This is a genomic window from Bradyrhizobium sp. ISRA436, from assembly GCF_029910015.1.
In the GTDB taxonomy this organism is placed as follows: Bacteria; Pseudomonadota; Alphaproteobacteria; order Rhizobiales; family Xanthobacteraceae; genus Bradyrhizobium.
In genome coordinates this window covers 3,944,788-3,960,056 of record NZ_CP094519.1, presented here as the reverse complement: position 1 = coordinate 3,960,056, position 15,269 = coordinate 3,944,788, and the positions used below count along the sequence as shown (strand labels likewise).

10 protein-coding genes and 1 tRNA gene are annotated in these 15,269 nt (G+C 66.5%); 8 read left to right on the top strand and 3 right to left on the bottom strand.

What is annotated here, in order from left to right; all coding sequences use genetic code 11:
• Positions 1-29 precede the first annotated feature (29 nt).
• Positions 30-106 (bottom strand) — tRNA-Arg (locus MTX23_RS18745).
• Between the two features lie 285 nt (positions 107-391).
• Between MTX23_RS18745 and MTX23_RS18740 the strand changes: the two genes are divergently transcribed.
• From MTX23_RS18740 to MTX23_RS18715, 6 genes are all read left to right on the top strand, one after another.
• The gene (locus MTX23_RS18740) at positions 392-5,605 is read left to right on the top strand and encodes an alpha-2-macroglobulin (protein WP_280971692.1); all 5,214 of its coding nucleotides are present in this window, start codon (positions 392-394) and stop codon (positions 5,603-5,605) included.
• Positions 5,606-5,616: 11 nt separating this feature from the next.
• A complete protein-coding gene (gene pbpC / locus MTX23_RS18735) occupies positions 5,617-7,812 on the top strand; it encodes a penicillin-binding protein 1C (RefSeq protein ID WP_280971691.1) in 2,196 nt (731 codons plus the stop codon).
• 142 nt (positions 7,813-7,954) lie between these two features.
• Positions 7,955-9,616: a glycosyltransferase family 39 protein gene (locus MTX23_RS18730; RefSeq protein ID WP_280971690.1), complete on the top strand. Its 1,662-nt coding sequence runs from the start codon at positions 7,955-7,957 to the stop codon at positions 9,614-9,616.
• A gap of 1 nt (position 9,617) precedes the next feature.
• Complete coding sequence (locus MTX23_RS18725; protein ID WP_280971689.1) at positions 9,618-10,463, top strand: phosphatase PAP2 family protein; 846 nt, start codon at positions 9,618-9,620, stop codon at positions 10,461-10,463.
• 68 nt (positions 10,464-10,531) lie between these two features.
• Positions 10,532-11,311 carry a glycosyltransferase family 2 protein gene (locus MTX23_RS18720; RefSeq protein WP_280971688.1) on the top strand — a complete coding sequence of 260 codons (780 nt, stop codon included), beginning with the start codon at positions 10,532-10,534 and terminating at the stop codon, positions 11,309-11,311.
• The gene (locus tag MTX23_RS18715; RefSeq protein ID WP_280971687.1) at positions 11,311-11,649 is read left to right on the top strand and encodes a lipid-A-disaccharide synthase N-terminal domain-containing protein; all 339 of its coding nucleotides are present in this window, start codon (positions 11,311-11,313) and stop codon (positions 11,647-11,649) included. The genes MTX23_RS18720 and MTX23_RS18715 overlap by 1 nt, the downstream gene beginning before the upstream one ends.
• 3 nt (positions 11,650-11,652) lie before the next feature.
• On the opposite strand, the gene MTX23_RS18710 is transcribed toward MTX23_RS18715, so the two are convergent.
• Together MTX23_RS18710 and MTX23_RS18705 are read right to left on the bottom strand one after the other, a co-directional pair.
• Positions 11,653-13,344 carry a Na/Pi cotransporter family protein gene (locus tag MTX23_RS18710; protein ID WP_280971686.1) on the bottom strand — a complete coding sequence of 564 codons (1,692 nt, stop codon included), beginning with the start codon at positions 13,342-13,344 and terminating at the stop codon, positions 11,653-11,655.
• Between the two features lie 165 nt (positions 13,345-13,509).
• A complete protein-coding gene (locus tag MTX23_RS18705) occupies positions 13,510-13,692 on the bottom strand; it encodes a hypothetical protein (protein WP_280971685.1) in 183 nt (60 codons plus the stop codon).
• A 291-nt stretch (positions 13,693-13,983) separates the two neighbouring features.
• Here MTX23_RS18705 and MTX23_RS18700 point away from each other — a divergent pair, with 291 nt between their 5' ends.
• Positions 13,984-14,229: a PilZ domain-containing protein gene (locus tag MTX23_RS18700; RefSeq protein ID WP_280971684.1), complete on the top strand. Its 246-nt coding sequence runs from the start codon at positions 13,984-13,986 to the stop codon at positions 14,227-14,229.
• A 153-nt stretch (positions 14,230-14,382) separates the two neighbouring features.
• Positions 14,383-15,189, top strand: coding sequence for a tetratricopeptide repeat protein (locus MTX23_RS18695; protein ID WP_280971683.1), 807 nt, complete (start codon positions 14,383-14,385; stop codon positions 15,187-15,189).
• The last annotated feature ends 80 nt before the right edge of the window (positions 15,190-15,269 follow it).

Here is a 15,269-nt window from a genome sequence, read left to right as displayed (position 1 = left end):
CCATGTGTCCGGAACGGACCTGAAAGCGTTGGCGATCCCGGCAGGATTCGAACCTGCAACCCGCGGAGTAGAAATCCGCTACTCTATCCAGTTGAGCTACGGGACCGTGGCCGTCTTCTAGCACCGCCAATATGAAAAATCCGCTTTTCCGCCAAGTCCGTCCGAACCGATTTTTGTGGTCGGGCGACAAAGGCGGGCAGGGGGCCGCCCGGTTCGCTGGCCCAGCCCCCCGTGCCGGCAGGATCCGGCCGCCGGGGCTGGTCAAAGGACGGCTGGAAATGCAGTTTGCGACGGTTTTGTTCGGTCATTTCGGCGCCTTTACTCCGTCACCTTTTCGCGCACTTTTTGGCCCCGTGCGGTGCTTGTCCGCGGGCCCTTCAGGAGCTCCATCATGATCGGTTTGGTTCGTGCCGCCGCAGTTTGCGCCGCGCTGGCGCTTGGCGTTGGCCTGGGTGTCGCCCAGGCTGCGGAGAAGGCCTTCACCCGCGACGACCTGGCCGATTCCGCGATCAAGCTGGAGGCCCAGATCAAGAGCGAGGCGGGGCCGGTCAACAAATCGTCCGCGACCCTGCGGACCGATGCCGACGCCGCGTTCAGGCGCAATGATGTCCGCTCCGGCTTGCAGATCCTGGGCCAGATCGCCGCGACCACGCCGGAGGACGGGGCCAACTGGCTGCGGCTGGCCAAGACCATCTTCCAGATCCGTTCGGCGAGCTCCAGCGAGCAAACCTTCCTGATGGAGCGGGCCTCGACCGCGGCCTACATCGCCTATCAGCGCGCCGGCAATCCGGGCGAGGAGGCGGATGCGCTGGCCGTGCTCGGCAAGGCGCTGTCGGAGCGCAAGCTGTGGCGTCCGGCGCTGGATGCGCTCCGCCTGTCGCTCGACCTGCGCGAGGTCGCCGACATCCGCGGCCAATATGAGAAGATGCGCGACGAGCACGGCTTCCGGCTGCTCGATTATACCGTCGATTCCGATTCGGCGTCGCCGCGGGCCTGTTTCCAATTCTCCGAGGAACTGGCGAAGCGCGTCGACTTCGCGCCGTTCCTGGCGCAAGCCGGCACCGATAAGCCGGCGCTGTCAGCGGAAGGCAAGCAGCTCTGCGTCGACGGGCTGAAGCACGGCGAGCGCTACAACATCAATCTGCGCGCTGGCCTGCCGTCGACGGTCAAGGAGACGCTGCCAAAATCCGCCGAGTTCAACATCTATGTCCGCGACCGCAAGCCGTTCGTGCGCTTCACCGGACGCGCCTATGTGCTGCCGCGGACCGGGCAGCGCGGTATCCCGGTGGTCAGCGTGAACACGCCGGCGGTCAAGATCGACGTGTTCCGGATCGGCGACCGCAACTTGATCAACACGGTGATCGATTCCGACTTCCAGAGCACGCTGAGCCGCTACCAGCTCTCCGATCTCGGCGACCAGCGCGGCGTCAAGGTCTGGTCCGGCGAGCTTGCGACCGCCACCACGCTGAACCAGGACGTGGTCACTGCATTTCCGGTCGACCAAGCACTCGGCGACCTGCAGCCGGGCGTCTATGTCATGACCGCTGCCGCGAAGGGGCCGGGAAGCGACGAGGACGGCACGCTGGCGACGCAATGGTTCATCGTCTCCGACATGGGCCTGTCGGCCTTTTCCGGGAATGACGGTATCCACGTCTTCGTCAGCTCGCTTGCCTCGACCGATCCGGTCGCCAACGCCGAGGTGAGGCTGGTCGCCCGCAATAACGAGATCCTGGCGACCCGCAGGACCGATGCGGCCGGCCACGTGCTGTTCGAGTCCGGATTGGCCCGCGGCGAGGGCGGCCTGTCTCCGGCGCTGCTCACGGTCACCAGCGACAAGGCGGACTATGCCTTCCTGAGCCTGAAGACCAATGCCTTCGACCTCACCGACCGCGGCGTCGCGGGCCGCGCGATTCCCGCTGGTGCCGACGCCTTCGTCTACGCCGAGCGTGGTGTCTACCGCTCCAACGAGACGGTCTATCTGACCGCGCTGCTGCGCGATGGGCAGGGCAATGCCCTGACCGGGACGCCGTTGACCGTGGTGATCGAGCGGCCGGATGGCGTCGAGTTCCGCCGCGCCTTACTGCCCGACCAGGGCGCCGGCGGCCGGACACTGGCCGTGCCGCTGAATTCGGCGGTGCCGGCAGGAACCTGGCGGGTCCGCGTCTTCACCGACCCCAAGGGCAATTCGGTCGGCGAAACCACCTTCATGGTCGAAGATTATATCCCCGAGCGGATCGAATTCGATCTCACGGCCAAGGACAAAATGATCAGGGCTGAAGTTCCGGTAGAACTTCAAGTGAGCGGCCATTTCCTCTATGGCGCGCCGGCCTCGGGCTTGCAGCTCGAAGGCGACATGCTGGTCGCGCCCGCAACCTCCGGGCGGCCGGGCTATCCCGGCTACCAGTTCGGTGTCGAGGACGAGGAGACCGCGAGCAACGAGCGGACCCCGATCGAGGACCTGCCGGAGGCCGATGCCAACGGCGCGGCGACCTTCCCGGTGAAGCTCGACAAGGCGCCGACCTCGACCCGGCCGCAGGAGGCTCAGATCTTCATCCGCATGGCGGAGACCGGCGGCCGCGCGGTCGAGCGCAAGATCGTGCTGCCGGTGGCGCCTGCGACCTCGCTGATCGGCGTCAAGCCGCTGTTCGGCGACAAGAGCGTCGCGGAGGGCGACAAGGTTGAGTTCGACGTCGTGTTCGTCGCTCCCGACGGCAAGCAGTTGCCGCGCGACGGGCTGCGCTACGAGTTGTTGAAGCTGGAGTCGCGTTACCAATGGTACCGGCAGAATTCGTCCTGGGAATACGAGCCGGTCAAGTCGACCCGCCGCGTCGCCGACGGCGACGTCAACCTTGCGGCCGACAAGCCGATGCGGCTGACGTTCCAGCCGCAGCCTGGCCGCTACCGGCTCGACGTGAAATCGACTGGCGCCGACGGCCCGCTTACCTCGGTGCAGTTCGACGTCGGCTGGTATTCCGACGGTAGCGCCGACACGCCGGATCTGCTGGAGACCTCGATCGACAAGCCGGAATACGCCTCGGGCGATACGATGACGGTGTCGGTGAATGCGCGCACGGCCGGCAAGCTCTCGGTCTACGTGCTCGGCGACCGCCTGCTGACCACGCAAAGCGTCGACGTCAAGGAAGGCACCCGGAAGGTCAAGATCCCGGTCGGCAAGGATTGGGGCACCGGCGCCTATGTGATGACGACGCTGCGCCGTCCGCTCGATGTTGCGGCCGGGCGCATGCCGGGCCGCGCCATCGGGTTGAAATGGTTCGGGATCGACAAGAAGGCCCGCACGCTGGCCGTCGAGCTGTCGCCGCCCGCGCTGGTGCGGCCAGGCTCGACGCTCAATATCCCGGTGAAGCTCGGCGGGCTCAGCCCGGGCGAGGATGCCAAGGTGGTGATCGCGGCGGTCGACGTCGGCATTCTCAACCTGACCAATTACAAGCCGCCGGCGCCGGACGATTACTATCTCGGTCAGCGGCGCCTCACCGCCGAAATCCGCGATCTCTACGGCCAGTTGATCGACGGCATGCAGGGCACCCGCGGCCAGATCAGGACCGGCGGCGATGCCGGCGGCGCCGAGCTGCAGGGCGCGCCGCCGACGCAGAAGCCGCTCGCGCTCTATTCCGGCATCGTCACGGTCGGGCCCGACGGCACTGCGGAGGTGAGTTTCGACATCCCCGATTTCGCCGGCACTGCGCGGGTGATGGCGGTGGCCTGGAGCGCGACCAAGCTCGGCCGTGCGACGACCGACGTGACCGTGCGCGATCCCGTGGTGCTGACCGCGACGCTGCCGCGCTTCCTGCTCACCGGCGACAAGGGCACCATGAGCATGGACATCGACAATGTCGAAGGCGCAGCCGGCGACTATGCCGTCAGCGTCAAGGCGCAGGGCCCCGTGAAGGTCTCGGGCAACCCGAGCACAACCGTGAAGCTCGCCGCCAGGCAGCGCTCTTCGCTGTCGCTTGGGCTCGAGGCCGGCGGTGCCGGGCGCGCTGAATTCGACGTCGATATCTCCGGGCCGAACGGCCTGACGCTGGCGCGGCATTATGCGCTCGACGTCAAGCCGGCAACGCAAGTGCTGGCGCGGCGCTCGATCCGGACATTGGCGAAGGGCGAGAGCCTGACGCTGACCTCCGACATGTTCTCCGATCTCGTCCCGGGCACCGGCAGCGTGTCGATCTCGGCGAGCCTCTCGACGGCGCTCGATGCCGCGACGATCCTGAAGGCGCTCGACCGCTATCCGTATGGCTGCTCCGAGCAGATCACGAGCCGCGCGCTGCCGCTGCTCTATGTCAACGATCTCGCCGCCGGCGCGCATCTCGCGATGGACACGGCCGTCGACCAGCGGATCCGCGACGCGATCGATCGGCTGCTGGCGCGTCAGGGCTCGAACGGCTCGTTCGGTCTGTGGTCGGCAGGCGGTGACGACGCCTGGCTCGATGCCTATGTCACTGATTTCCTGACGCGCGCCCGCGAAAAGGGTTTTGCGGTGCCGGACGTGCTGTTCAAGAGCGCGCTCGACCGTGTCAGGAACTCGGTGGTGAACGCCAACGAGCCCGAGAAGGACGGCGGTCGTGATCTCGCCTACGGCCTCTATGTGCTCGCGCGCAATGGCGCCGCGCCGATCGGCGACCTGCGCTACCTGGCCGACACCAAGCTGAACAATCTGGCGACGCCGATCGCCAAGGCGCAGCTGGCCGCGGCGCTGGCGCTGGTCGGCGACAAGGCCCGCGCGGAGCGAGTGTATGGTGCCGCGCTCGACGCGCTGAATCCGAAGCCGGTGCTCGAGTTCGGCCGGGTCGACTACGGCTCGGCGCTGCGCGATGCGGCAGCACTGGTCTCGCTCGCCGGCGAAGGCAACGCGCCGCGCGCGACGCTGACGCAGGCCGTGCTGCGGGTGGAAGCGGCGCGGGGGCTGACGCCCTACACCTCCACGCAGGAGAATGCATGGATGGTGCTGGCGGCGCGCGCGCTCGCGAAGGAGACGCTGGCGCTCGACATCAACGGCCAGCCGGTCAAGACCGCGGTCTATCGCAGCTACAAGGCCGAGGAGACGGTGGGCCAGCCGCTCAAGATCACCAACACCGGCGATGCGCCGGTGCAGGCGGTGATCTCGGTGTCGGGCTCGCCGGTCACGCCGGAGCCCGCGGCCTCCAACGGCTTCAAGATCGAGCGCGCGTACTACACGCTCGACGGCAAGCCGGCCGATGTCACCAAGGCCAGGCAGAACGACCGCTTCGCGGTCGTCCTGAAGGTCACCGAGGCCAAGCCGGAGTTCGGGCACATCATGGTGGCCGACTATCTCCCGGCCGGTTTCGAGATCGACAATCCGCATCTGGTGTCGTCGGGCGATTCCGGCACGCTCGACTGGATCGAGGATGGCGTCGAGGCCAAGAACACCGAATTCCGCGATGACCGCTTCACCGCGGCGATCGATCGTGCCGCCAACGACAAGTCGGTGTTCACGGTGGCCTATGTCGTGCGCGCGGTGTCGCCGGGCAAATACGTGCTGCCGCAGGCCTACGTCGAGGACATGTACAATCCCTCACGCTACGGCCGCAGCGGCACCGGAACGGTCGAGGTGACATCGGCGAAATGAGCGATGGTGGGATGAGCGAAGACGCATGCCCAGGACCCTTCTCGTCATCCCCGGGCTTGACCCGGGGATCCGCGGACTTGCCTGGCGGAACGAAAAACGCGGATGCCGGGGGCAAGCCCGGGCATGACGCTGGCAGAGGGTGGACGCTTCGCGTCATTGCAGCGCTGGCCGCGGTGCTCGTCATCGTGACCGGCGCCTTCGCGGCCTGGGTCCATTCGCTTGGGCCTCTGCCGATTGCGCAGGCCGAGCAGGTCTCGACCACCGTCGTCGACCGCAATGGCAAGCTGCTCCGTGCCTATGCGATGGCCGACGGACGCTGGCGCCTGCCGGTCGACGCGAAGACCGACGTCGACCCGGGCTACCTGAAGCTGCTGTTCGCCTATGAGGACAAGCGCTTCTACGAGCATCACGGCGTCGACCCGCTGGCGCTGTCGCGCGCTGCGTTGCAGCTCATCACGCGCGGCCAGATCATCTCCGGCGGTTCGACCATCACGATGCAGCTCGCGCGGCTGATGGAGCCACGGCATCAACGCTCGGTCTACGCCAAGCTGCGGCAGATGGTGCGCGCGGTGGAGCTGGAGCGGCAGTTCTCCAAGGATCAGATTCTCAACCTTTACCTCGCGCTGGCGCCGTTCGGCGGCAATCTCGAAGGCGTGCGCGCGGCCTCGATCGCCTATTTCGGCAAGGAGCCGAAGCGGCTCTCGCTGGCCGAAGCCGCGCTGCTCGTAGCGCTGCCGCAGTCTCCCGAACGGCGGCGGCTCGACCGCTATCCGCAAGCGGCACACATTGCGCGCGACCGTGTGCTCGACCGCATGGTCGAGGAGGGCGCGGTGTCGAAGGAGGACGCCGCCCAGGCGAAGGCCGTGCCGGTGTTGAAGATGCGCAAGCAGATCCCGATCCTGGCGCCGCATTCGTCGGATCAGGCGATCGCGACGATGAAGGATACCCCCGTCATCAAGCTGACGCTGGATGCCCCCTTGCAGAAGAATCTCGAGGCGTTGGCGCGCGACCGCGCAATCGCGCTGGGACCTGACATCTCGGTCGCGATCATCGCGGTCGACAATGAGACCGGCGACGTGCTCGCGCGCGTCGGCTCGCCCGATTACTTCGACGAGCGGCGTGCAGGGCAGGTCGACATGACCCGCGCGGTGCGCTCGCCCGGCTCGACGCTGAAGCCGTTCATCTATGGCCTCGCCTTTGAGGACGGCTTCGTGCATCCGGACAGCCTGATCGAGGATCGCCCGATCCGCTTCGGGACCTATGCGCCGGAAAATTTCGACATGACGTTTCAGGGCACGGTGCCGGTGCGCAAGGCGCTGCAGTTTTCGCTAAACGTGCCGGCGATCGCGTTGCTCGACCGGGTCGGCGCCAGCCGGCTGTCGTCGCGGTTGAGACAGGCCGGAACCAATCTGGTGCTGCCCAAGGACGAGGCGCCGGGTCTCGCAATGGGCCTCGGCGGCGTCGGCGTGACGCTGCAGGATCTCGCGCAGCTCTATTCCGGACTGGCGCGGCTCGGCGCAACAAAGCCGCTGCGCGAGATCATGCAGGCCAAGGACGAGCGCGACACGATGCGGCTGATGGATCGGGCTGCGGCCTGGCAGGTCGGCAATGTCCTGCTCGGTACGCCGCCGCCGGAGAATGGCGTGCACAACAGAATCGCGTTCAAGACCGGCACCAGCTACGGCTATCGCGACGCCTGGTCGGTCGGCTTCGACGGCCGCATCACGATCGGCGTCTGGGTCGGCCGCCCCGATGGTTCACCGGTACCGGGTCTGGTCGGCCGCTCGGCCGCGGCGCCGATCCTGTTCGACGCCTTCGCGCGCACCGGTAGGATCCCGGCAGCGCTGCCGAAGCCGCCGCGGGGCGTGCTGATTGCCAGCAATGCCAAGCTGCCGCCGCCGCTGCGACGTTTCCGCCCGCTCGGCGAGCTCGTCCGCAGCGGCAATGACCGGGCGCCGCACATCCAGTTTCCACTAAACGGCTCGCGCATCGCCGTCGACCACTCCGAAGGCGGCCGTTATGGGGCCATGCCGGTGAAGGTCGCCGGCGGCGTGCTGCCGCTGACGGTGCTGGTCAATGGTGTCTCAGCCGGGGACATCGACAGCCGCCGCCAGCGCCTGATCGATCCGCCCGGGCCGGGCTTCGCGCGCCTGACCGTGATCGATGCCACGGGGGCCGCGGATACCGTTGTGATTCGCGTGCAATGATGGCGCGGGAAAGCGGAACTGCACAGTTGTTTGCGCTGCGGTTTCATCGTATGCGAAATCCATGGTGGATGGCCTCCAACCCCGGCGCTTCGGAGCAGGGCAACAGTCTGTAAAACCTGCGCATTCGAGCCGCAGGTTGTTCATGGCGTTCGAGTTCGCCACGGCCAGCCATTGGCGTTCGGTCCTGTTCCTGACACTGACCTGTCTGGTGCTGTTCCTGCCGGGCTTCTTTACCATCCCGCCGATCGACCGCGACGAGGTGCGCTTTGCCCAGGCGACCAAGCAGATGGTCGAGAGCGGCGACTTCGTCGACATCCGCTTCCAGGACGACGTCCGTTACAAGAAACCCGTTGGCATCTACTGGATGCAGGCGGCGGCCCTGAAGACGATATCCGCGCTCGGGGTGCCGCGGGCTCAGGTGCGCATCTGGGTCTATCGCCTGCCATCCTTGATCGGCGCCATCGGCGCGGTGCTCCTGACCTACTGGACGGCGCTGGCCTTCGTGACCAGGCAGGGTGCGGTACTGGCCGCATTGATGATGGCAAGCTGCGTGCTGCTCGGGGTCGAGGCGCGGCTCGCCAAGACCGATGCGATGCTGCTGTTCACGGTTACAGCCGCGATGGGCGCGATGGCGCGGGTTTATCTGTCGTGGCAGCGCGGCGAGGACCCGGCGCACCCGTCGTGGGGGCCGCCCGCGATCTTCTGGACGGCGCTGGCGGGAGGCATCCTGCTCAAGGGGCCGCTGATCCTGATGTTTGTCGGGCTCGCAATGGCGGTGCTCGCCTTCCTCGACAGATCGGTGGCCTGGTTCGGGCGCATGCGCCCGGTCTGGGGGCTGATGTGGCTGCTGGTGCTGGTGCTGCCGTGGTTCGTGCTGATCTTCCTGCGCGCCGGCGAAACGTTCTTTGCCGACTCGGTCGGCGGCGACATGCTGAGCAAGCTCGGGGCGCAGGAATCCCACGGCGCGCCGCCGGGACTGTACCTTCTGCTGTTCTGGATCACGTTCTGGCCCGGCGCGCCGCTTGCCGCAATGGCCGCGCCTGCGGTCTGGCGCGCACGGCGGGAGCCTGGCGCGCAGTTTCTGCTGGCCTGGTTGATCCCGTCCTGGATCGTGTTCGAGGCTGTTCTGACCAAGCTGCCGCATTACGTGCTGCCGCTTTATCCGGCGATCGCGATCCTGACCGCGGGCGCGCTGGAGCGGCGCGTGCTGGCGCGCTCCTGGCTGTTGCGCGGCTCGGCCTGGTGGTTTGCGATCCCCGCAGCCGGCTCGGTGCTCGTGATCGTGGGGGCCATCAAGGCGATTCATCAGCCGGTGTTTCCCGCCTGGCCGTTGTTTGCGGTCGCAATGGTGTTCGGCCTCGTTGCCTGGCGGCTGTTCGAGGACAGCCGCGCCGAGCGCTCGCTGCTCAACGCCGTGATCGCCGCGGCGCTGATGGCGGCCGGCACCTACGGCGTGGTGTTGCCGCAGCTCACGACGGCGTTCCCGAGTCAGGAGGTGGCACGCGCCCTTCGCACCGTCACATGCGTAGGCCCGAAAGCCGCAGCAGCAGGTTTCCTCGAGCCGAGCCTCGTGTTCATGACGGATACGTCGACACTTCTGACCGACGGATCGGGCGCCGCCGATTTCCTGTCGCAGGGCGCCTGCCGCTTCGCGCTGGTCGAACAGCGCTCCGAGCGCTCCTTCGTCCAGCGGGCCGAGGCGATCGGGCTGCGCTACAACGCGATGGTGCGGATCGAGGGCTACAACATCTCGCAGGGCAAGGCGGTCTCGATCGCGATCTTCCGCTCCGAAGGAACGGAATAAGATGGCGTTGCCGCCTGCGCCCCAGGACACCGGGAATTATTTCGGGCGACTGCTGACGCTGGTTTGGCTGTCGTTCACACAGCTTGTGCGCGCCCCGTCGCATTCGCTGAGGGCGGAGGCCGCGCGCCGCTCTGCGCGTGACGTGCTCATGCTTGTCGTCGTCACCGGTGCCGCGATCGTCACGCTGATGTATCTCGTCGACACCGAGGAGATCAGCTTGATGCCGCCGCGCGGCACGCCGAGCCTGTGGTGGGTGCGGATCCTGACTGACTTCGGCAAGGATGTGCACGTGCTGTGGGCGCTCGGCATTCTGCTGATCGCGGTCGCGCTGGTCGCCCCCGCGTTGCGCGGCGTGTCTCGCGCGACCTTGCTGGGCCTTGGAACACGGCTGCAATATCTGTTCCTGTCGGTCGCGTTCTCGGTGGCCGTGGGCGAAGTGATCAAATGGATCGTCGGCCGCGGCCGGCCCTTTGTCGGCGGCAAGGCCAATGCCTTCAACTTCCATCATTTCGCCGGCACCGAGGCCTATTCGAGCTTCCCGTCGGGGCACGCGATCACGGCGTTCGCGCTGGCGTTCGCCGTGTCGGCGGTATGGCCGCGGGCACGGATCGTGATGCTGGTCTACGCGCTGATGATCGCCGCGACACGGCTGGTGCTGCTGGCGCATCATCCGAGCGACGTGGTCGCCGGAGCGCTCGTCGGCGTGATCGGCGCAATGGCCGTGCGGTACTGGTTCGCCGCCCGCCGTCTTGGTTTTGCCATCCATCGCGACGGCACCGTCGTTGCGTTGCCGGGACCGTCGGACGGGCGCCTCAAAAGGGTTGCGGGGAACGCCTTCGCCCCATAAAAGCGGTCGCCCGACGGCCGGATCGGGCCGGTTCCAAGCCGGAAACAACACCAACCTCGAGTGCCGATTTGCCGCTTCCCGACCAGACGCCGGTCGCCGTTTCCATCGTCGTGCCGGTGCGCAATGAGGCCGACAATATCGCGCCGCTGATCGCCGAGATCGCGGCCGCGCTGGATGGCCGCTGGGCCTACGAGATCATCTACGTCAACGACGGCTCGACCGACGACACCGGCGAACGGCTGGCTGCGATCATGGCGCAGCGGCCCAATCTCAGGCAGCTGCGGCACGCCGTGTCGTCGGGCCAATCAGCGGCGGTGCGCAGCGGGGTACGGGCCGCGCGCGGTGCGATCGTGGCGACGCTCGACGGCGACGGGCAGAACAACCCGGCGTTCCTGCCGAACCTGATCTCGGCGGTCGAGAGCGGCAACGGCCGTGTCGGCCTCGCCGCCGGCCAGCGGGTGGGGCGCAAGGACACCGGATTCAAGAAGATGCAGTCGCGCATCGCCAACGCGGTGCGCGGCGCGATCCTGCGCGACGGCACCCGCGACACCGGCTGCGGGCTGAAGGCCTTTCCGCGCGACGTGTTCCTGTCGATGCCCTATTTCGACGGGCTGCACCGCTTCCTGCCGGCGCTGGTCCGCCGCGAAGGGTTCGCCATCGCCTATGTCGACGTGATCGACCGCCCACGCCATTCCGGCGTATCGAACTACGGATTCTTCGACCGGCTCTGGATCGGGATCATGGATCTCGCTGGCGTGTGGTGGCTGATCCGCCGCAAGAAGCCGACGCCGGTCGTCACTGAAGTGACGGGCGTCACTGAAGTGCCGGTCGTGACCGAGGTGAGGTGATGCTGATTCAGTACGGCCAGGCGCTGCATGCCTATCTCTACGACGTGTTCGTCGCCAAGTTCGACTTCTGGCTGGCCTTCGGCCTCGTCGCGCAACTGCTGTTCACCGCGCGCTTCCTCGTGCAATGGATCTCCAGCGAGCGCGCCGGCCAGAGCGTGGTGCCGATGGCGTTCTGGTTCTTCTCGATGGGCGGCGGCCTGATGACGCTGATCTACGGCCTCGCCAAGCGCGAACCGGTGATCATCCTTGGCCAGGGCCTCGCCACGCTGATCTACACGCGCAACATCATGCTGATCGTGAAGAACCGAGGCAAGGCGTCCAAGACGCTCGACCGCTGATCATCACGATCGGCCGGCCATGGGCGCCGAAAGATCATTCGCGGCCTCGACGGCGCTCTCGCGATAGGCCGCGGTCTCACCGGCTGCGTCGAGCACCGGGTAGGCGACCGAGCAGATATGCGAATGGATGCGGCGGAGGTCGCGCAGCACGTCCAGATGCAGCGACGTGGTCTCGATGGTCTCGGGACGGCCTTCACGCAGACGCTCGAGATGACGCTCGACGGCGGCGAGTTCGGCCGCGCGCAACGCAGCCTTCTCGGTCAGCAGCTTGCGCGCCTCGCCGGTGTCGCCCGACATGAAGACGCCGAACGCGATCCGCAGCGAGTCGATGGTCCGCTTGTGGAATGCCGACAATTCCTCGGCACCTTCGCTCGAGAATTGCAGGCGGCGCTTGATCTTCTTGGTCGCGAGCTCGCTGAGGTTCTTGTCGATGATGTCGCCGATATGCTCGAGATTGATCGCGAAGGCGACGATCTCCATGGCGCGCTGGCCCTCGCGCTCGTCGAGGCTGCCGCGGGTGAGCTTGGTCACGTAAAGCTTGATCGCCTCGTTCAGGCTGTCGACGCTGTTGTCCATCCTCGACACCTGGTCGACCAGCGCGCGGTCGCTGGTCATCATCGCGGCCATCACCTTGCGCAGCATCACCTCGACATGGTCGCCCATGTACAGCACCTCGCGCGCGGCGTCGGCCAGCGCGAGCGACGGCGTCTCCAGCGCGCTCTCGTCGAGATACCGCGGCCGTGACGGATCGGTCTCCTGCACCCGCTGGGGCAGCAGCCGATTAAGCAGCCGCGCCATGCCGTCGAGGATGCCGATAAACAGGATCGCTGTCGCGACATTGAAGGCGATGTGGAACTGCGCCGTCGCCTTGGCGAGGTCCGGCTGGAAGGCCTGAATGTGCTCGGTGATCGGGCGCAGGAACGGCGCCACCAGCAGGATGCCGACGATGCGGTTGACGAGATTGCCGACCGGCAGGCGATAGCTCGCCGGATTGTCGCGGCGCGCGCCTTCCATCAGCGGGTTGATGGCGCTGCCGAGATTGGCGCCGAGCACCAGCGCAAACGCCGCGTAGGGTGAAATGAACTGGGCGTAGGCCAGCGACATCACCAGCAGCACGCTGGCGACGCTGGAATGGACCAGCCAGGTGACGATGGCGCCGATGAAGATGCAGAGCACGGGATCGCCGGTGATCGCGTTGATGAAGACGCGCACGCCCGGGGCGTTTTCGGCCGGCGCCAGCGTGTCGAGCAGGATGTGCAACGCCAGCAGCATCAGGCCGAGGCCGATCGAAACGCGGCCGAGGTCCTTGATCCGGGAGCGCGGTCCCGTGCGGAAGGCGACCAGGCCGAGGATGAACAGCACGGGCGCAACCGCCGCGACGTTGAACGACAGCACCTGCACGATCAGGGTGGTGCCGACATTGGCCCCCAGCATGATGGCAAGCGCCGGCACCGGACTGACCAGGCCTTCCGCGGTGAACGAACTGGTGATCAGGGCGGTCGCGGTCGAGCTCTGCAGCAGGGCGGTCAGGCCGAGGCCGGCGGCGAAGGCGCTGAACCGGTTGTTCAGTGCCCTGGCGAGCAGCAGGCGCAGGTCGGGGCCGAAGGCGCGCAGGATCCCGCTGTGGACCATGTGAAGGCCCCACAGCAGCAGCGCCACGCCACCCATTAGATCAAGTAAGACCATGCTTCCCATGCCTGTCCGCGCCCCGGCAAAATCGAGCCGAAAGGGTCACGCTATCGCCAATCGACCGTGGATCAACCCCTTTTTGTTCTCACGGGAACCTGGCGGCGGGGAGGGACCTCAACGAAAAAGGCCGCCAACCGAGGCGGCCTCTTCCAGACTGTCGGTGATGACCGTTCAGCTTTTCAGCCCGAGATTGGTGCAATACCAGGCGAGCGCGTTGTTGTCCCAACCGAGCGTCAGCATCTTCGCGTGACATTCCCCAACGCTGCTGAAGTTGTAGTAGTTCCTGCAGGGTAGCGCCGCACCCATCCACCCGATATTGCCGTTGCATCCGATGCGGGTGTCGGACGTGATCATTCGGCCGTTCGTCCTTTGAAGCGGGCCGGCATTCGCAGGAGCGACCGACAAGATAGCGGCGAGCAGGAGTAACGAGGCTATCCCAATGTGAACGATGGCACGCTTTAGTGGCTCGGATTAGGAGATTGCTAACCGTAAGGCGGAGGCAGTGCCGGAGCGGGCAGCGCTCGTGGGTAAATGAAGCTGAAAGACAACCGCTCAATTGCGAGCGGTTCCGCTAGTCAGTTTCCAATCTTTGCGCGCTACGACTGAGGCAATCAGAAACTCGTCCAGCCGTGTTTGGGGATCAGGATGTTTGTTAATCGCCGCAAGAGCGAACGTCGCGCCTGCAGAAGCGTCGCCAAGATCCAGATCGGAACCGGTTCACTGCCTCGGGATTGCATGATCACCGATATTTCGGCGGGCGGCGTCAAGGTGATCGCCGAGTATCTGGAAGTTCCGCCGGAATTCACCCTCATCTTTTCGACCGGTAGCCCACGCCAATGCCGTCTGGCCTGGCGGATCGGGCATGAATTCGGCGCCCAGTTCATCGACTGATCCGGCTCGGTCCGTGCGCCCGACGTGCGCGGCGGGCGCTGGTATGGCGGCGGCATGATGCCGGCCTTAACCCGGCCTTAGGGTTAAGCTGTGAGCATCCGGGAACCTTCGCTCTCCCGAGTCCCGTTGATGTTCCAGAAGTCATCCCGACAAATGAGCCGCGTGAACCGTCTCGCGAGCGCAGTATCGGCCGCGGTCCTGTTGGTCGGACTGTCGGCCTGCCAGACGTCGTCAGATCTCGCCGGAGACATCACTGGGTCATTGGGCGATACGACGGAGCCGAGCCAGGCGTCCGCCGATCCGCGGCGCGACCTCGAAATCTATAAGGAGCGCGTCCGCGCCAATCCCAAGGATGCCGACGCCGCGCTGAAATACGCCAAGGCGCTGCGTGCGACCGGCCAGCGCGAGCAGGCGGTCGCGGTCATGGAGCAGGCGGTACTGGCCCAGCCCGGCGACAAGCGGCTGCTCGCAGGCTACGGGCGCGCGCTGGCCGACAACGGCAATTTCCAGCAAGCCTTCGACGTGCTCGGGCGCGCGCACAGCCCGGAAGATCCGGACTGGCGCATCCTGTCCGCGCAGGGTGCCGTGCTCGATCAGCTCGATCGCCATGACGAGGCGCGCCAGTATTACGCGAGCGCGCTGAAGATCCGGCCGGACGACCCCTCGGTGCTCTCCAATCTCGGATTGTCCTATCTGCTTTCGAAAGATCTGCCGAAGGCGGAGGAGACGTTGCGTCGCGCCCGGGAGCGCGCCCCCGGCGACATGCGTGTGCGAACCAATCTTGCCGTCGTGGTGGGGCTGCAGGGCCGCGAGGCCGAGGCCGAGGGCATCATGAAGGCGAATCTGCCGCCGGAGCAGGGCTCGGCCAATGTCGCTGCGTTGAAGCGGCTGTTGGCGCGGAAGGACGCGAGCCGGACCGATACGGGCCGGATTCCGGTCGCCGCCAACCATCGCGACTAGATCGCGATGCGAGCACGTTTCGATTCCCATGAGCGCGATCTCTGCGTACGAGTGCGCGTTGCTCATGCGCAAGAGGCGGC

Bases quoted from the DNA above. Each gene is read 5' to 3' on its own strand.
- MTX23_RS18730 (WP_280971690.1), top strand. From the start codon at position 7,955: ATGGCGTTCGAGTTCGCCACGGCCAGCCATTGGCGTTCGGTCCTGTTC.
- MTX23_RS18725 (WP_280971689.1), top strand. From the start codon at position 9,618: ATGGCGTTGCCGCCTGCGCCCCAGGACACCGGGAATTATTTCGGGCGA.
- MTX23_RS18710 (WP_280971686.1), bottom strand. From the start codon at position 13,344: ATGGGAAGCATGGTCTTACTTGATCTAATGGGTGGCGTGGCGCTGCTG.
- pbpC (WP_280971691.1), top strand. From the start codon at position 5,617: ATGAGCGAAGACGCATGCCCAGGACCCTTCTCGTCATCCCCGGGCTTG.
- MTX23_RS18700 (WP_280971684.1), top strand. From the start codon at position 13,984: ATGTTTGTTAATCGCCGCAAGAGCGAACGTCGCGCCTGCAGAAGCGTC.
- MTX23_RS18715 (WP_280971687.1), top strand. From the start codon at position 11,311: ATGCTGATTCAGTACGGCCAGGCGCTGCATGCCTATCTCTACGACGTG.
- MTX23_RS18705 (WP_280971685.1), bottom strand. From the start codon at position 13,692: ATGATCACGTCCGACACCCGCATCGGATGCAACGGCAATATCGGGTGG.
- MTX23_RS18740 (WP_280971692.1), top strand. From the start codon at position 392: ATGATCGGTTTGGTTCGTGCCGCCGCAGTTTGCGCCGCGCTGGCGCTT.
- MTX23_RS18695 (WP_280971683.1), top strand. From the start codon at position 14,383: ATGAGCCGCGTGAACCGTCTCGCGAGCGCAGTATCGGCCGCGGTCCTG.